This window comes from Mesorhizobium sp. M1295 (assembly GCF_040318135.1).
Classification (GTDB): Bacteria; Pseudomonadota; Alphaproteobacteria; order Rhizobiales; family Rhizobiaceae; genus Mesorhizobium.
The window spans coordinates 420,374-435,005 of sequence record NZ_JAMYLU010000001.1 but is presented as its reverse complement, the minus strand read 5'-3'; the positions used below and the strand labels follow the sequence as shown (position 1 = coordinate 435,005).

General features: G+C 64.8%; 12 protein-coding genes. 5 read left to right on the top strand and 7 right to left on the bottom strand.

The window, feature by feature from the left end; all coding sequences use genetic code 11:
* Window positions 1–62: 62 nt before the first annotated feature.
* On the bottom strand, window positions 63–1,367 hold the full coding sequence (locus NKH29_RS02030) for a DUF445 domain-containing protein (RefSeq protein WP_023720011.1): 1,305 nt from the start codon (window positions 1,365–1,367) through the stop codon (window positions 63–65).
* A 191-nt stretch (window positions 1,368–1,558) separates the two neighbouring features.
* Here NKH29_RS02030 and rirA point away from each other — a divergent pair, with 191 nt between their 5' ends.
* A complete protein-coding gene (gene rirA, locus NKH29_RS02025; RefSeq protein ID WP_023720010.1) occupies window positions 1,559–2,020 on the top strand; it encodes an iron-responsive transcriptional regulator RirA in 462 nt (153 codons plus the stop codon).
* A 13-nt stretch (window positions 2,021–2,033) separates the two neighbouring features.
* Here the strand turns inward: rirA and NKH29_RS02020 are convergent, their stop codons facing one another.
* Genes NKH29_RS02020 through hemP form a run of 5 tightly spaced genes read right to left on the bottom strand, consistent with a single transcriptional unit; the run spans window position 2,034 to window position 6,133 of the window.
* On the bottom strand, window positions 2,034–2,822 hold the full coding sequence (locus NKH29_RS02020; protein ID WP_023720009.1) for a heme ABC transporter ATP-binding protein: 789 nt from the start codon (window positions 2,820–2,822) through the stop codon (window positions 2,034–2,036).
* Between the two features lie 10 nt (window positions 2,823–2,832).
* Window positions 2,833–3,936, bottom strand: coding sequence for a FecCD family ABC transporter permease (locus NKH29_RS02015; protein WP_023720008.1), 1,104 nt, complete (start codon window positions 3,934–3,936; stop codon window positions 2,833–2,835).
* 5 nt (window positions 3,937–3,941) lie between these two features.
* On the bottom strand, window positions 3,942–4,844 hold the full coding sequence (locus NKH29_RS02010) for a heme/hemin ABC transporter substrate-binding protein (RefSeq protein ID WP_023720007.1): 903 nt from the start codon (window positions 4,842–4,844) through the stop codon (window positions 3,942–3,944).
* Between the two features lie 11 nt (window positions 4,845–4,855).
* Window positions 4,856–5,917 (bottom strand): hemin-degrading factor, encoded by a 1,062-nt coding sequence (locus NKH29_RS02005; RefSeq protein ID WP_023720006.1) that lies wholly within the window; start codon window positions 5,915–5,917, stop codon window positions 4,856–4,858.
* 9 nt (window positions 5,918–5,926) lie between these two features.
* Window positions 5,927–6,133: a hemin uptake protein HemP gene (hemP, locus tag NKH29_RS02000; protein WP_023720005.1), complete on the bottom strand. Its 207-nt coding sequence runs from the start codon at window positions 6,131–6,133 to the stop codon at window positions 5,927–5,929.
* A gap of 201 nt (window positions 6,134–6,334) precedes the next feature.
* Here hemP and NKH29_RS01995 point away from each other — a divergent pair, with 201 nt between their 5' ends.
* The 3 genes from NKH29_RS01995 to NKH29_RS01985 are packed head-to-tail and all read left to right on the top strand — an operon-like array spanning window position 6,335 to window position 10,319.
* Window positions 6,335–8,548 (top strand): TonB-dependent hemoglobin/transferrin/lactoferrin family receptor, encoded by a 2,214-nt coding sequence (locus NKH29_RS01995; protein ID WP_502911190.1) that lies wholly within the window; start codon window positions 6,335–6,337, stop codon window positions 8,546–8,548.
* Window positions 8,549–8,550: 2 nt separating this feature from the next.
* The gene (locus NKH29_RS01990) at window positions 8,551–8,985 is read left to right on the top strand and encodes a hypothetical protein (protein WP_031194295.1); all 435 of its coding nucleotides are present in this window, start codon (window positions 8,551–8,553) and stop codon (window positions 8,983–8,985) included.
* A 47-nt stretch (window positions 8,986–9,032) separates the two neighbouring features.
* Window positions 9,033–10,319, top strand: coding sequence for an energy transducer TonB family protein (locus NKH29_RS01985; protein WP_352495976.1), 1,287 nt, complete (start codon window positions 9,033–9,035; stop codon window positions 10,317–10,319).
* A gap of 61 nt (window positions 10,320–10,380) precedes the next feature.
* Here the strand turns inward: NKH29_RS01985 and putA are convergent, their stop codons facing one another.
* Complete coding sequence (gene putA, locus NKH29_RS01980) at window positions 10,381–13,992, bottom strand: bifunctional proline dehydrogenase/L-glutamate gamma-semialdehyde dehydrogenase PutA (protein ID WP_352791375.1); 3,612 nt, start codon at window positions 13,990–13,992, stop codon at window positions 10,381–10,383.
* Window positions 13,993–14,154: 162 nt separating this feature from the next.
* Between putA and NKH29_RS01975 the strand changes: the two genes are divergently transcribed.
* Window positions 14,155–14,607, top strand: coding sequence for an Lrp/AsnC family transcriptional regulator (locus tag NKH29_RS01975; protein ID WP_352484209.1), 453 nt, complete (start codon window positions 14,155–14,157; stop codon window positions 14,605–14,607).
* The last annotated feature ends 25 nt before the right edge of the window (window positions 14,608–14,632 follow it).

Here is a 14,632-nt window from a genome sequence, read left to right as displayed (position 1 = left end):
CGTGAACGCCGCCACTGCACGGAAGATAGTGCAGCGAAGCTCAGCGGTCCATTCGGACGAGGTCAGCCGACGAGAAACAGCCGTTCGGCGGTGTAGAGCACGAGCCCGGCAAGGCCACCGATGATCATGCCGTTGAAGCGGATATATTGCAGGTCCTTGCCGATGTTCATCTCGATCAGCCTTGTCAGTTGCGCGAGGTCCCAGCGCTTGACCTGGTCGGCGATGAATTTGGACACGCCGCTCTTCTGGCTTTCGACGAAGGATGCCAGCGCCACGATGAACCCCTGGTTCATGTCGGCCCTGATCTGCGCGTCGTCGGCAAGATGGCGGCCGACCTCGACGAACATGGTGGCGAGATGGTCGCGGATCATCGAATTCGGCGCCTTGGCGTCCTGCTCGATGAACAGCCGCAGGCTCTCCCACATGTCGCCGGCCAGAGCGCTGAGTTCCGGCCGGGCGAGGAAATCTCGCTTCAGCTTTTCGGCGCGCCTGGCATATTGTTTGGATGTCCTCAGCCGCTCGACGAAAGTCGCGACGAAAAGGTCGAATTCGGCGCGCATTGGATGGTGCGGATCGGCGCGCACTTCATCGAGCAGCGAGCCGGCCGACGCAACGATCTTCTTCAACAGATAGGCGTCGGCGCGAAACAGGTTGAACAGCGACGGCAGTTCCTCGCGGATCTTCTCGCGCATCGTCGCCAGCGCCTGCTCGTCGCTCAAGAAGCGGCCGACCACCTTGGTGAACTCGTCGAATAGTTTCTGGTGGCGGCGATCGTCAGTCAGCGCCGACAGCAACTCGGCGGCGAGCGGCGCCAGCGGCACCTTTTCGATCTGCTCCAGCATACGGCTGGTGACGAAGCCGCGCAGTCCGGATTGCTCGACCGCCGCCAGCGTCTGCGGCACCAGCCGGCCGACAAAACGCGACAGGTCGGCGGCGCGGTTCGGGTCGGCCAGCCAGTCCGCGACCAGCGCGGAAAAATCGACTTCGGCGAGCTTTTCGCGCACCGGCTCCGGCGCCAGGAAATTGACCTCGATGAAGCGGCCGAGATTGTCGGCGATTCGGTTCTGGTTCTCCGGGATGATAGCCGTATGCGGGATCGGCAGGCCGAGTGGCCGCCGAAACAGCGCTACCACCGCATACCAGTCGGCCAGCCCGCCGATCGTCGCCGCCTCGGCGAAAGCGGCAACAAAGCCCAACCACGCATGCCGGCTCTCGAACGATTTCGCCGCCGCAAAGATCAGCACGCAAAACGCAAGTGCTGCGGTGGCAGCGAACTTGGTGCGCCTGAGCGCCGAAAGCTTGGCATCGGCGTCGGTGTCGAACCGGGCGAACGCGACGGATGCAAGAACCGGGGCTGGTCGTGACATGGTGGGCCGCTCCTGATCGATCATGCGAACTTATCTAATGTCGCTTCCCACAGAAAGCGCGCCGCTGATCCCGGTGCGCGCAATCGCGCATGCAAACTTGACGCCTGAAGTCATCTATTATGCAGCGCCAGTCTGGAATTGTTCCAAACTATAGGCCATATTGACCCCAACCACTGCTATGTGAGGACACAATGCGGCTTACCCGTCAGACCAACTACGCCATGCGCATTCTGATGTATTGCGCCGCCAATACCGAACGGCTGAGCCGCATCCCCGAGATCGCCGCCGCCTATTCGGTATCGGAACTTTTCCTGTTCAAGATCCTGCAGCCACTGGTCGAAAACGGCTTGATCGAAACGGTGCGCGGCAGGAATGGCGGCGTCAGGCTCGGTCGCGCGGCCGAAACGATCAGCCTGTTCGATGTCGTGCGGGTGACGGAGGAAAGCTTTGCCATGGCCGAGTGCTTCGAGAACGACGCCGCCGAATGCCCGCTGGTCGACAGCTGCGCCTTGAATTCGGCATTGCGCGAAGCGCTCAACGCCTTCTTCGCCGTGCTGTCGCGCTACACGATCGCCGATCTGGTGGCGGCGCGCCCGAATGTGCGACACCTGCTCGGCATCGACATGCTGGTGCAACGGGCGCCGGCCGCCTGATTTTTCTGATTGCCTAAGCTGCCGATTGCGGCAAAACGAACGGCATGTTTCCTGCCGGCAACACGCCGACCTTCAGCCGGCAATCGAAGACCTTTTCGATCAGCTCATCGCTGAGTACCTGTTGCGGCGAACCTGTAGCGGCGAGCCTGCCGCGATGCATGACGAAAATCCGGTCGGCATACATCGCCGTCAAATTGAGGTCGTGCAGGATGGCGACCACGCCGCCGCCCCGTCTGGCGAAATCACGCGCGATGTCCATGATGATCAGCTGGTGTTTGATGTCGAGGCTGGACACCGGCTCATCGAGGAACAAATAGCGCGGCTTGCCGTCGAGCACCGGCGCCCAGACCTGGCAGAGTACGCGGGCAAGCTGCACGCGCTGCTGCTCGCCGCCGGACAATTCCTGGTAGAAGCGGCCGGCAAAACCGTCGAGGTCGACGCGCGCCAGCGCGCGTTCGGGCAGGCGCTGGTCCTCGCCGGGCAGCGCGCCGGAGCGCCCGCCGACCAGGCCCAGCCTGACGATCTCACGCACAGTGAACGGGAAGGACAGCGTCGTCGCCTGCGGCAGCACCGCGCGCACCGTCGCCGCCTCGACCGGCTTCATCGCCGATAGATTGCGGCCGTTGATGGTGACCTCTCCCGAATAGCCAAGATCGCCGGACAGTGCTCTGAGGAAGGTCGTCTTGCCCGAACCGTTGGGGCCGACAATGGCCGCGATTTCGCCCGGCCGCGCCTCGAAATCGACATTGGCGACAATGCGCTTGCCGCCGATCGCCACCGAGACATCGCGCGCTTCAATCATAGGCAAACTTTCACAGGTCGATGACGCCGCGCTTGCGCAGCAGGATCCACAGGAAGAACGGGGCACCGGCGACCGCGGTGACGATCCCAATCGGCAATTCGGCCGGGGCAACGATGGTGCGGGCAACGGCGTCGGCCAACAGCAGCAGCGCGGCGCCGAGCAGCGCCGATGCCGGCAGCAGGTAACGGTTGTCGGGGCCGATCAGCAGGCGCAGCAAATGCGGCACGACGATGCCGACAAAACCGATGCCGCCGCTGACGGCGACCGACGCGCCGACCGCTGCCGAGACGCCGACGATCGCGGTGTATTTCAGCCGCTGCACCGGAATGCCGAGATGGCCGGCCGTCGCCTCGCCAAGCGCCAGCGCGTTGAGGCCGCGCGCCAGGAACGGCATTGCCGCCAGCGCCAGCACGATGATCGGCCCGACGGAGCCGATTTTTTGCCAGGTTGCGCCGCCCAGCGAGCCGAGCTGCCAAAAGGTCAGGTCGCGCAATTGCCGGTCGTCGGCCATGAAGATCAGGATGCCGGTCAGCGCCATGGCAAGCGCCGCCAGCGCGATGCCGGCGAGCAGCATGGTGGCGACCGAGGTCCGGCCTTGCCGTGTCGCGACCTGATAGAGCAGCAATGTCGTCGCCAGCCCGCCGCAGAACGCAGCCAGCGGCAGAGCCAGCGTGCCGAGCGCCGAGGTCAGCGGCGCCAGCATCGTCGAGCCAAGCACGATGACGGCGACCGCACCGAGGCTCGATCCGGCCGAAACGCCGATCAGGCCGGGGTCGGCCAGCGGATTGCGGAACAAACCCTGCATGACGGCACCGGAGACGGCAAGCGATGCGCCGACCAGTACGCCCAGAATGACGCGCGGCAGACGGATGTCATGGATGATCACATGGTCGCGGGCGCTCAATGCCGCGTCGCCGGGCAACGCGCCGAACAGCCAGTCGTGCATGACACCGATGGCCGAGGCATCGGATGCGCCGGAGGTCAGCGACAACAGCACGGCGATAGCCAGCCCGACGCAGAGCAGCACGATGACGAGGCGGGCGCGCCGCGAACGGTCACCCTCGGCTGCCGTCGCCATGATGCCCGCCGCATCAGCGATCGACTGATCGGCCATCGCGCTCAATCCGTGACCTGGCCGCCATAGAGCGAGACGGCGAGATCGTGGATAGCGTCGGCCGTGCGCGGGCCGAAGCCGAGCAGATAGCCGCCGTCCATGCGGATCAGCTTGCGGGCCGCCGGCGTCGAAGCCACGACAGGGTTCGAAAACAATTCGTCATCCGCGGTGGCCGGTCCGGCATTGTTCATCATCAGGATCACGTCCGGCCTGGCGGTGATGACTGCCTCGTCCGACAATTGCTTGTAGCCGGCAAAGCCGTCGATGGCGTTGATGCCGCCCGCAAGCTTGATGATGCCGTCGGCTGCGGTGTCGCTGCCGGCGGCAAGCAGCTTGCCGCCCTGCATCGACAGCACGAACAGGATGCGCTTGCGCTCCTTGATCGAGGCGGTCTGCTTTTCGGCTGCCTTCAGCTTGGCGTCAATCTCGGCTGCCAGCGCATCGGCCTTGGCGTCGACGCCGAGCGCCTTGCCAACGATGTGGATCTTTTCGAGAATGCCTTGATTATCATAGCGCTCGGGCACCTCGATGAACGGGATTCTTGATTTCTTCAAGACGTCGACGGCTTCCTTCGGTCCGCTGCCGTGCAGGGCCAATATGCCCGACGGATTGACCGACAGCACACCCTCCGGCGACAGCTGGCGCATGTAGCCGACATCGGGCAGTTCCGCCGCCGCTTGCGGATAGCGGCTGGTCGAATCGCGCGCGACAAGGCGATGCTGTTCGCCGAGCGCGTAGACGATCTCGGTGATCGAGCCGCCGATGGCCACGATCCTCGAGCGGTCGGCAAAAGTCGCGATGCCTTCGGCGGCCTGAGCGGGCATCAGCGCGGCGAACGCCAGGAAAACAGCGGCCGCAGGACCAAGCGCCGACCTGGAGACCGATGGCAGCCTGGAGAAAAGAACCATCGTCGTTTTCCTCAGGCTGCGGTCGGGCTTGGGATACGCGGCATGTTTTCGGCCAGAAAGCGCCAGTCTTCGCGCTCGCTTTCGCCCTCATGCCGCTTACCGAAGAACTGGATGATCATCTTGCCGTCGGTGCCATAGACTTCGAGCGACGTGACATGGCCGTCCTTGGTCGGCTTACGCACGGCCCAGACCTCATCGATGTGGTCGGTCCGCAGGTGCAGATGGAAGGTCTCGTCGAGCACATTGAGCCATGGTCCCATCGGCTTGATCGAGGCGACGGGGCCGGAATGGATCTGGATGCAGCCGCGATTGCCGACAAAGCACATGATCGGCATGGCGCCAGCGGCGGCGTGGTTGAACATGGCGCTCACCGCATCGTTATCGACCAGCCAGGCATAATCCTGGCCGACCAAGCGCACCGCCTGCCGGCGGCTGAGCTTCAGTGTCTTCAGCATGCCGAAGAACTGATGCACGTCGGTTAGTTGGCTCCAGCGGTCGCGCAGATGCTCGACGCTGGCCGAATTGTCCGCAGTCTCGATCTCGTCGTCAGCCGCGCCCGCTGAAATCGCCACCGTCGGTTCCTGGTTCGGTGATTCCAGCCCGGCCACCAGCTTCTGATAGGCATAGAGGTTGGATGCGGGTCTGAGATGCACCTTGTGCATCGCCTCGCCTGCGGCGTCGAAGAACTGCAGGCTGCGACGGATGTCGGCGCCGTCGCGCTTTTCCACCGCAAAGCCGTGCGCCCAGACTTTCGGGAAGATGCGCAGGTCGATGTTTTCGCCGAGCACCATGGCATTGTGATTGCCGGTGACGACCTTGTCGTAGACGCCGATCTTCTCGTGCACCGCGCTTTCGTTGCGGGTCAGCGCCATCACCTCACCGACAGCTTCGAGACCAGTCAAAAGGTCGTTGACACGCGGCTCGACCCGCACGACCCCGTCGCCGCAATGCGCGGCGACCAGTTCGGCCTCCGAAATACCGAGTTGGGCGGCGAGGTCGCGCTCGCGCATTTTCGGATTGTCTACCCGTGCCCGTCGGATCTCGTGCGGGGCGGGTTTTACGCGCTGGTCCATTTCCACCACCTACTTGTTGAGGATGAGCTTGCCCTGCCGGGTGATCTTCAGCCGATACAGCGCACCGTGATGTTCGATGCCGATCTCGTGCTCGCCCTGGAACAGCGTGTTGCTGGACAGCGTTCTCACGGCCGATTGGACCCGTTCGAAACGGACGGAATTTTCGTCGGAACGGCGGACGCGATAGCGAAAGTCGCTGGGATTGTGCGTGTTCATGGGTTCGCTCCCTGTTCTGTGCCGGGCATCTGGCTCGGCGCCTGCGTGAAATGCCGATTCAATTCTTGACTCGAATGGTCATGTTATCTAGCAGTGCAATACCGGAGTAAATGAGTCAACATTTAAGACGCCGGACGCGATGAAAAATGCCAGCGAGCCCCAAGCCAGCCAGCATCGAACATGGATTCTTGGAGTTGCAGCATGGGGTTGGCGAATTGGGGACGGCCGGCGGGCAGCGGCCTGGCACACTGTTCTATGACAAGCAAAATGGCCGCGTTGCTGGCCGGCGCGGCGGCGATCCCGCTGCTCGCCGCACCGGCCGGCGCCCAGCAGGCTGCCCAACCGGCAGCCGACCAGCAGCAGACTGACCCGTCTCAACCGCCAGAACAGGCAAAGCCCGCCCCGGCGGGTGCCACGCTGCTCGACAAGATCCTGATCCTCAGCCGCACCGGCGAGACGGCGATCGAGTCGCTTGCTTCAGCCAGCCATGTCGACGAGGAACAGCTAGAGCGCCGCATGGCGACGACGCCCAACGACATGCTGTTCGGTGTGCCGGGTGTCGCCGTCCAGGCCGACGCAAGGCGTGTCAGCTCCAGCATCAACATCCGCGGCCTGCAGGACTTCGGCCGCGTCTCCGTCATCGTCGACGGTGCCCGCCAGAATTTCCAGCGCTCGGATCACGGCACGCAATCGACCTTCTACATCGATCCCGAATTGATCAAATCCGTCGACGTGATCCGCGGTCCGGTCGCCAATACCTACGGCTCCGGGGCGATCGGCGGCGTCGTCTTTTTCGATACCAAGGATGCTCAGGATTTCCTCAAGCCCGACGAGACCTGGGCGGCATCCGCGACCGGGCGTTACGAAACCAACGGTGAAGGCTGGACCACCAGCGCCACCGGCGCCTACCGGATAAACGAGAACTGGGACGTGCTCGGCAACATCGTCTACCGCGACTATGACGACTACAAGCATGGCGGCGGCGACACTGTAGCGGGCACTGGCTTCGACGTCTTGAGCGGCCTCCTCAAGACGACCATCCGCCCCAGCGAAAACAGCGAGCTGAAGCTCGGTTGGATCGGCTCGAACGACGGATGGACCGAGACCAGCGGCAGCGCGCCGGTGAACGACGCCGACCTGAAGGCGAATACCTTCACGGCCCGCTACAACATCACCGACGAAGACAAGAGCTGGCTCGATCTCCACATCAACGCCTCTTACAACAAGACCAAGCTCGATCTGACGACCCTTGTGGCGCAAAACCGGTTTGATCCGGTCACCGGTCTGCCCGTGGTTTTGCCGGCGGGTTCGAAATCGATGTTCGACATCGGCACCTCCGGCATCGACATCTGGAACACGTCGAGATTCGAGACCGTTGGGATCGCGCATGAGCTGACCTATGGCGGCGACTGGGTTGGCGACGATGTCGAGACAGGCGGCACGGCGGGCGGCGACAGTTTCTACACGCCCTCGGGCGATAGAAACGTCTCCGGCGCATACGTCCAGGACAAGCTCACCTGGGACTGGCTCGAGGTCATCGCCGGGCTGCGTTACGACAGCTACAAGCTAGACAGCGATGTCGGCGAAACCTCTGGCGACCGGCTGTCGCCACGCATCACAGTGGGCATTTCGCCCTTCGCAAGCGCCAGCCTTTCCGGCCTGCAATTCTACGGCACTTACGCAGAAGGCTACCGTTCCCCTTCGCTATCGGAGACCCTGATCAGCGGCAATCATCCGGCAGGCGTCAGCTTCCCGTTCCTCCCCAATCCCAATCTCAAGCCCGAAACCGGCAAGACCGTGGAGTTTGGCGTCAACTACAGCACCAACGGCGTCATCGAGGCCGACGACGCGCTGCGGCTGAAGGCGGCCTATTTCAACAACAATGTCGACGATTACATCGACGGCGTGACGCTATCGGCGTTCGACCCGACCAGCGGCTGCCCGTTCGGTCCGGGCATCCCGATCTGCTTCCAGTATCAGAATTTCGCCAAGGCCAAGATCCACGGCTTCGAGATGGAGGGCGTCTATGACGCAGCCTGGGGCTTTGCCGGGCTTTCGGCGTCGTTCACCGATGGCCACACGATTTCCTATGAAGGCGAGCGGGCGGACCTTGTCACCGTCCCCTCCTCCCAGGTCACCGGGCAACTCGGCTTTCGCTTCCTCGAGGACAGGCTGACTGTCGGCGGCGAGGTGCAATACAACGGCAAGCCGCAGGGCAACGCGGTGGCCAAGGACTATACGCTGGTCAATGCCTTCGCCAGCTACCAGGCGACCGACAATTTCAAGGTCGATTTCCGCGCCGACAATCTGTTCGACGTCAAATACGCCAACCCACTGAACGCGTCGACCACGAGTATCGTCTACGAGCCCGGCGTCACCCTGAAGCTGGCGGCGACCATGCGGTTTGGAGGCTGACGATGAGGCAAGGCGTGACAGCATCCCTTCGTCTGTTGGCCGCGGCGGTGGCTATGTCGCTTGCGGCGGCTCCGGCATGGACACAGCAGCAAGCGCCGGCGCTGATCCTCGAGCTGAACGGCGCGCAGCCATCCGACAAGGGCTGCCGCCTAACCTTCGTGGTCACCAACAATCTCGGCGCCGGTCTTTCCAAGGCGGCGTTCGAGATCGCGTTGTTCAACGAGGCCGGCGTCGTCGACCGGCTGACCGTGCTCGATTTCAAGGAGCTGCCTGCAGGCAAGACCAAGGTGACGCGTTTCGACCTTGCCGGCACCGATTGCGGCAAGGTCAGCCGCGTGTTGATCAACAGCGCCACGGAATGCGCCGGCGCTGAGCCGAATGCCTGCATGCGCGGGCTGAAGACGCAGACCAGGACCGGCATCGCCTTCGGGGTCTGAATTTGGGACTGGAACCGGCATTCGCGCGAAACACCCTGGCGTGGCCATTGGCCGGTTTCCTGCCGCCGGAACCGGACGATCCCGATTTCGCCATCCCTCGCGGGGTGCTGCATGTTTCGCCGCGCGACAGACCGGAAGACAGTTGCATCGCCGATGCCGACGGCGAATTGACTGCGGTGCCGGCGGAGCCATTGCGGCAGGCACGACAGATGCAGCGGCGCCACAACTGGACGGTGGCGATCGCCTGCTCTTGCGCATTTCACGCAGCGGTGGCGCTGGCCTTTCTCACCCTGCCGGACGACAGGCCAAGCATCGAAGGTGCCGACCAGCAAGGCGAAATGCTGCTCGGCGCCGATCCGCAGCAGGCGGCCGGCGATGTCGGAGACGACCCGGAAGTGACCAACGTAACGATGGTGACCATGCTCGACGCCAAGCCCGTCGAAACGGTCGAGGCGCAGGCAACCGCGGCAGAGGAGGCGCTTCAGCCGGTCACCGATGTGGCGGAAGCATCGGAAAAAGATGTGGTCGAGCCGGTTAGCGAGGCCGTCACGGAAACTGCTCCTCTTGCCGATCGCCCCGAGCCCGCGCCTGCCCAGCCTGTCGAGCCGGCGCGCCCGGATCCATCGCCCGACATTCTCGCGACCGACAGGCTGGTGCCCACTGACGACAATGCCGTGCCGCCGCCAGTCAGCACGGTCGAAAGGGCCGATCCTGCCGAGACGAGTGCTCCGGCACCAGCCGACCCGGCGCCGGCCGAAACGGTTCAGACGGTCGAGACCGTCGTCGCGGCGGAAGAACCGAAGCCGGAAAGGCCGAAGCCCAAGCAGCCGAAGAAGGCAACCGCAAAGAACAAGCCGGCCAGGAAAGCCGAACCAAACGAGCCTGAAAAGCCGGTCTCGCGCAAGAAGGCGGGCAAGGCACTTGCCAAAGCCGATTCCAAGAAGAAAAAGACCGGCTCCGGCGGCCGTGACGAAATGGATGTCGCGCGCGGCACGGCCGACGGCAAGAAGGACGGCAAGATCCTGACTGCCAGCAGGGGCGGCAAGTCCGGCATCGGCAATGCAGCCGTCACAAACTACCCCGGCAAGATCCGATCAAAGCTGGTGCGGGCCTTCAATTCGACACGCACGCGCGCCACGGGCACAGCCACGGTTGCCTTTACCGTCGGTTCGAACGGCAGCGTCCGGTCGGCCAGGCTGACGGGCAGTTCAGGCGTTGCCGCGCTGGACAAGGCCGCTCTCGACGCGGTCCGCCGGGCTTCTCCGTTTCCCCCGATTCCAGACGGAGCCGGTCGCTCGGCCTGGCAGTTCGAGGTGCCGCTCGGTATCAGGTAGCGACCCTCCCCACGCAGAGTCGGCGCCGCCCTGCCCGCGATGAGCGAGCCCTGGCGAAACCCTATGCCGCGGCCAGCAGGCTGGCATTGCCGCCCGCCGCCGTGGTGTCGACGCAGACGGCGCGCTCGTGCGCATAGGCGGCCGGATAATACACTTCGCTGACCAGCGGTACGATCGGGCCGGCGCGGTCGGCGATGACCTTGCGCACGATGCGCGCGGCCTCGGGCATACCGGAAAAGGCGACGACATCGACCCGCAGCGAGCGCGCTTCGACCGGGTCCGGACGGCCGTCGATCGCCGCCAGCGGCAGGCCCTTGCCGGTCAGCGCCGACAGTGCCGCAGGCGCGCCAGGTGCGACGGCGAGCACGGCATTGCCGGCAGCCAGCGCCTGGATCGTCTGCGCAAGCAGGGTATCCGCGTCGGGACCGAGGCACAGCACGCGCCCGCGCGGCGACAGCGACAGCGTGTTGGCCTCGCCGGTCGGCCCGGGCAGGTCGACCTGGCCGAAATCGATGCCGGCGGCGGCACCGATGGCCGCGGCACCCTTGCCGCGCAGATGTTTCCTCAGGATGGCGACGCGATCCGGCCGCGTCGACCAGCCGCCAAAGGCCGGGTCCGGCAGATTGTCGGCGAGCTCGGTCGCCGTCACCTTGCGGCCTTCGGCAAGATGGGTGCCGGCCTCCGGCCCCTTGCGGAAGCGCCGGAGATAATGTGGCCCGCCCGCCTTCGGTCCGGTGCCGGAAAGCCCCTCGCCGCCGAAGGGCTGCGCCCCGACGACGGCGCCGATCTGGTTGCGGTTGACGTAGATGTTGCCAGCATGGATGCCGTCGACGAAATGCTGCGCGCGGCCTTCGATGCGGGTGTGCAGGCCGAAGGTCAGGCCGTAGCCCTTGCGGTTGATCGCGGCGATCACCGCATCGATCTCGTCGGCATCGAAGGTGGCGACGTGCAGCACCGGGCCGAACACCTCGCGTTCCAACTCCTCGATGCTCTTGACCCGAAAGACGTGCGGCGCGACGAAGCGGCCGTCCTTCGGCGCTTCGAGCTTGGCGATCAGCCGGCCCTGCAGGCCCATTTTCGTGCAATAGTCGCGGATCGACGCTTGTGCCTCGTCGTCGATGACCGGGCCGACATCGGTCGAAATCCGCCAGGGGTCGCCGAGGCTGAGCGCTTCCATAGCGCCTTTCAGCATCTCCAGCATCTTCTTCTCGACGTCCTTCTGCACGTAGAGAATGCGCAGTGCCGAGCAGCGCTGGCCGGCGCTCTGGAAGGCGGAGGCGAGGATGTCGCGCACCGCCTGTTCGGGCAGCGCCGTGGAATCGACGATCATGGCGTTGAGGCCGCCGGTCTCGGCAATCAGCATGGCGTCGGGCGCGGCGGTCTCGGCCAGCTGCTTTTCGATCAGCTTGGCGACCTCGGTCGAGCCGGTAAAGCAGACACCGGCAATGCGCGGATCGGCGGTCAGCGGGCCGCCGACCGAGGGACCGTCGCCGGGCAGAAGCTGGATGACGTCTTCCGGCACGCCGGCCTCGCGCAGCAGCTGGACGGCGCGGAAGGCGATCAGCGGCGTCTGCTCGGCCGGCTTGGCGATAACGGAATTGCCGGTGACCAGTGCCGCTGCAATCTGGCCGGTGAAGATGGCAAGCGGAAAGTTCCACGGCGAGATGCAGGCGATGGCGCCACGCGCCTCGGTGCCCGCCTCGGCATTGGCGGCCTCGGCCGCATAGTAGCGCAGGAAATCGACCGCCTCGCGCACCTCGGCAACGCCGTCGGCCAGCGACTTGCCGGCCTCGCGGGCGGCGAGCGCAAAGAACTCGACGGCGTTCGCCTCATAGAGATCGGCCGCGCGGTTGAGGATGGCGGCGCGCTCGGCGACCGGGCGTCTTGCCCATACCGGTTGTGCCTCGACGGCGATGCGCACGGCGGTCTCGACCTGCTTGGCGCCGGCCTCGCTGACCGTGCCGACCACTTCCGAAGGTTTTGCCGGATTGACCACCGGACGCTGCTTGCCGTAGCCGGCGGCGCGGCTGACCGGCTTGGCGTGCCAGCGCTCCGGCCCGGCGAACTCGGCCCTGGCCTTGTCGATCGCCGCCAGCGTCAGCGTGTCGGTGATATCGAAACCCTTGGAGTTGCGCCGGCCGGGGCCAAAGATCGCCGACGGCGGCACGATCGCCGGATTGGCGGCGGGGCCTTGTTTCTCCACCGTTTCGAGCGGGTCGCGGGCAATGTCCTCGGGCTCGACCTCCTCGTCAGTGAGCTGGTGGACAAAGGAGGAATTGGCGCCGTTCTCCAGCAGCCGGCGGACCAGGTAGGCGAGCAGGTCGGAATGCGCGCCGACCGGCGCATAGATGCGGCAGCGCGTGCCTTCGGCCCGCCGCACCGTCTCATGCAGCGCTTCGCCCATGCCGTGCAGGCGCTGGAACTCGAATGTATCGCGCTCCGTCGTCATCGACAGGATGGCGGCGACGGTGTGGGCATTGTGAGTGGCGAATTGCGGATAGATACGGTCGGTCATCGACAACAGCTTCTTCGCGCAGGCCAAGTAGGAGACGTCGGTGTTGGCCTTGCGGGTAAGGACCGGATAGCCGTCGAGCCCGAGCGTCTGCGCCCGCTTGATCTCGGTGTCCCAATAGGCGCCCTTGACCAGCCGCACCATGATGCTGCGGTCGTATTTCCTGGCCAGAGCGTAGAGCCAGTCGATGACGAAGGCGGCGCGCGGTCCATAGGCCTGGACGACGACGCCAAAACCGTTCCAGCCGGCAAGCTCCGGCTCGGCCAACACCCGCTCGATGACGTCGAGCGACAAATCGAGGCGGTCGGCTTCCTCGGCGTCGATGTTGAGTCCCATGCGCGAATGGCGCGCCGCCAGTGCCAGCGACAAAAGCCGCTCGGCCATCACCGGCAGCATCTTCTCCTTCTGTGTCACCTCATAGCGCGGATGAAGCGCCGACAGTTTTACCGAAATGCCGTGGTTCTGGCGGATGTCGGGGCCGTTGGCGCCGGCATCGAGCGAAGAGATGGCGTCGGCATAGGCCTTGAGATAGCGCAACGCGTCGGCCTCGGTGCGGGCCGCTTCGCCCAGCATGTCGAAGGAATAGAGATAGCCCTTCTGGGTCATCGGCCGGCCGCGCCTGACGGCCTCGGCGATGGTGCGGCCGAGCACGAACTGCTCGCCCATCTCGCGCATGGCGGCGGCGACTGCCTTGCGGATGACCGGCTCGCCCAGCCGGCGCACCATCGCGCGCAGCGTGCCTTCGATGCCGCCCTCGCCTTCGTCGAGCACGCGGCCGGTCAGCATCAGCGCCCAGGTCGATGCATTGATGAAGATCGAACTCGAACCGCCCGAATGCGCCGACCAGTCGTGCGGCGCAATCTTGTCGGCGATGAGGTCGTCCATCGTCTCGGTGTCGGGCACCCGCAGCAGCGCCTCGGCCAGGCACATCAGCGCCACGCCCTCCTTGGTCGAGAGGCCGTAGGCGGACAGGAACACTTCCATCAGCCGGGGATCGGACGAGCCGCGCACCGCCCGCACCAGATCGGCGGCACGGGCCGAAATCGCCTTGCGGTCTTGCACGGACAGCCCGGCCGCCTCGGCCAGCCGCTTCACCGCCTGGTCTTCGTCGGGCAAATAATTGGCACGGATCTGCTGGCGGATGGTGTCGAGCGCTGGCATGGCGGACCTGTAGAACGAGCACAAGGGAGCGGGCCGGCGGTCACCGGACCGAATGGCGCAAGCTAACATAAGTAGCGACTCCAGTCGGTCCAAAGAAATCGACAGAACAGATCGATTGATCTATCATTATGGCTGATCGCCTCCAATTCGACCAGGAATCCGATGGGAGAAGACCAATTGGACCGCATCGACAGGAACATCCTGTCGGCCCTGGGCAGCAACGGCCGGCTTTCCATGTCGGAACTGGCGGCAAAAGTCGGCCTGTCGAAGACGCCGGTTCAGGCGCGGGTGAAGCGGCTGGAGAAGGACGGGTTCATCAGGGGCTACCAGGCGATCATCGACCGTGAGCGCATGGGCGAAGGCCATGTTGCCTTCGTCCAGGTGAAACTGTCCGACACCCGCTCGGCCGCGCTCGACGCCTTCAACCGCGCCGTGCAGACGGTGCCGGAGATCGAGCAGTGCCACATGATGGCATCGAGCTTCGACTATCTGCTGAAGGTCCGCACCACCGACATCGCCGCCTACCGCCGCGTGCTCGGCGAACGCATCTCAGCCTTGCCGCACGTCGCCCAGACCTCGACCTTCGTGGCGATGGAGACGGTGAAGGACCGCTAGCCGCTCAAGGGCTTCGCCAGGTCAT

What these genes read in the sequence shown, in the direction of transcription:
- NKH29_RS02030 (WP_023720011.1), bottom strand. Translation starts at nt 1,367, where the DNA reads ATGTCACGACCAGCCCCGGTTCTTGCATCCGTCGCGTTCGCCCGGTTC.
- rirA (WP_023720010.1), top strand. Translation starts at nt 1,559, where the DNA reads ATGCGGCTTACCCGTCAGACCAACTACGCCATGCGCATTCTGATGTAT.
- NKH29_RS02020 (WP_023720009.1), bottom strand. Translation starts at nt 2,822, where the DNA reads ATGATTGAAGCGCGCGATGTCTCGGTGGCGATCGGCGGCAAGCGCATT.
- NKH29_RS02015 (WP_023720008.1), bottom strand. Translation starts at nt 3,936, where the DNA reads ATGGCCGATCAGTCGATCGCTGATGCGGCGGGCATCATGGCGACGGCA.
- NKH29_RS02010 (WP_023720007.1), bottom strand. Translation starts at nt 4,844, where the DNA reads ATGGTTCTTTTCTCCAGGCTGCCATCGGTCTCCAGGTCGGCGCTTGGT.
- NKH29_RS02005 (WP_023720006.1), bottom strand. Translation starts at nt 5,917, where the DNA reads ATGGACCAGCGCGTAAAACCCGCCCCGCACGAGATCCGACGGGCACGG.
- hemP (WP_023720005.1), bottom strand. Translation starts at nt 6,133, where the DNA reads ATGAACACGCACAATCCCAGCGACTTTCGCTATCGCGTCCGCCGTTCC.
- NKH29_RS01995 (WP_502911190.1), top strand. Translation starts at nt 6,335, where the DNA reads ATGGGGTTGGCGAATTGGGGACGGCCGGCGGGCAGCGGCCTGGCACAC.
- NKH29_RS01990 (WP_031194295.1), top strand. Translation starts at nt 8,551, where the DNA reads ATGAGGCAAGGCGTGACAGCATCCCTTCGTCTGTTGGCCGCGGCGGTG.
- putA (WP_352791375.1), bottom strand. Translation starts at nt 13,992, where the DNA reads ATGCCAGCGCTCGACACCATCCGCCAGCAGATCCGTGCCAATTATTTG.
- NKH29_RS01975 (WP_352484209.1), top strand. Translation starts at nt 14,155, where the DNA reads ATGGGAGAAGACCAATTGGACCGCATCGACAGGAACATCCTGTCGGCC.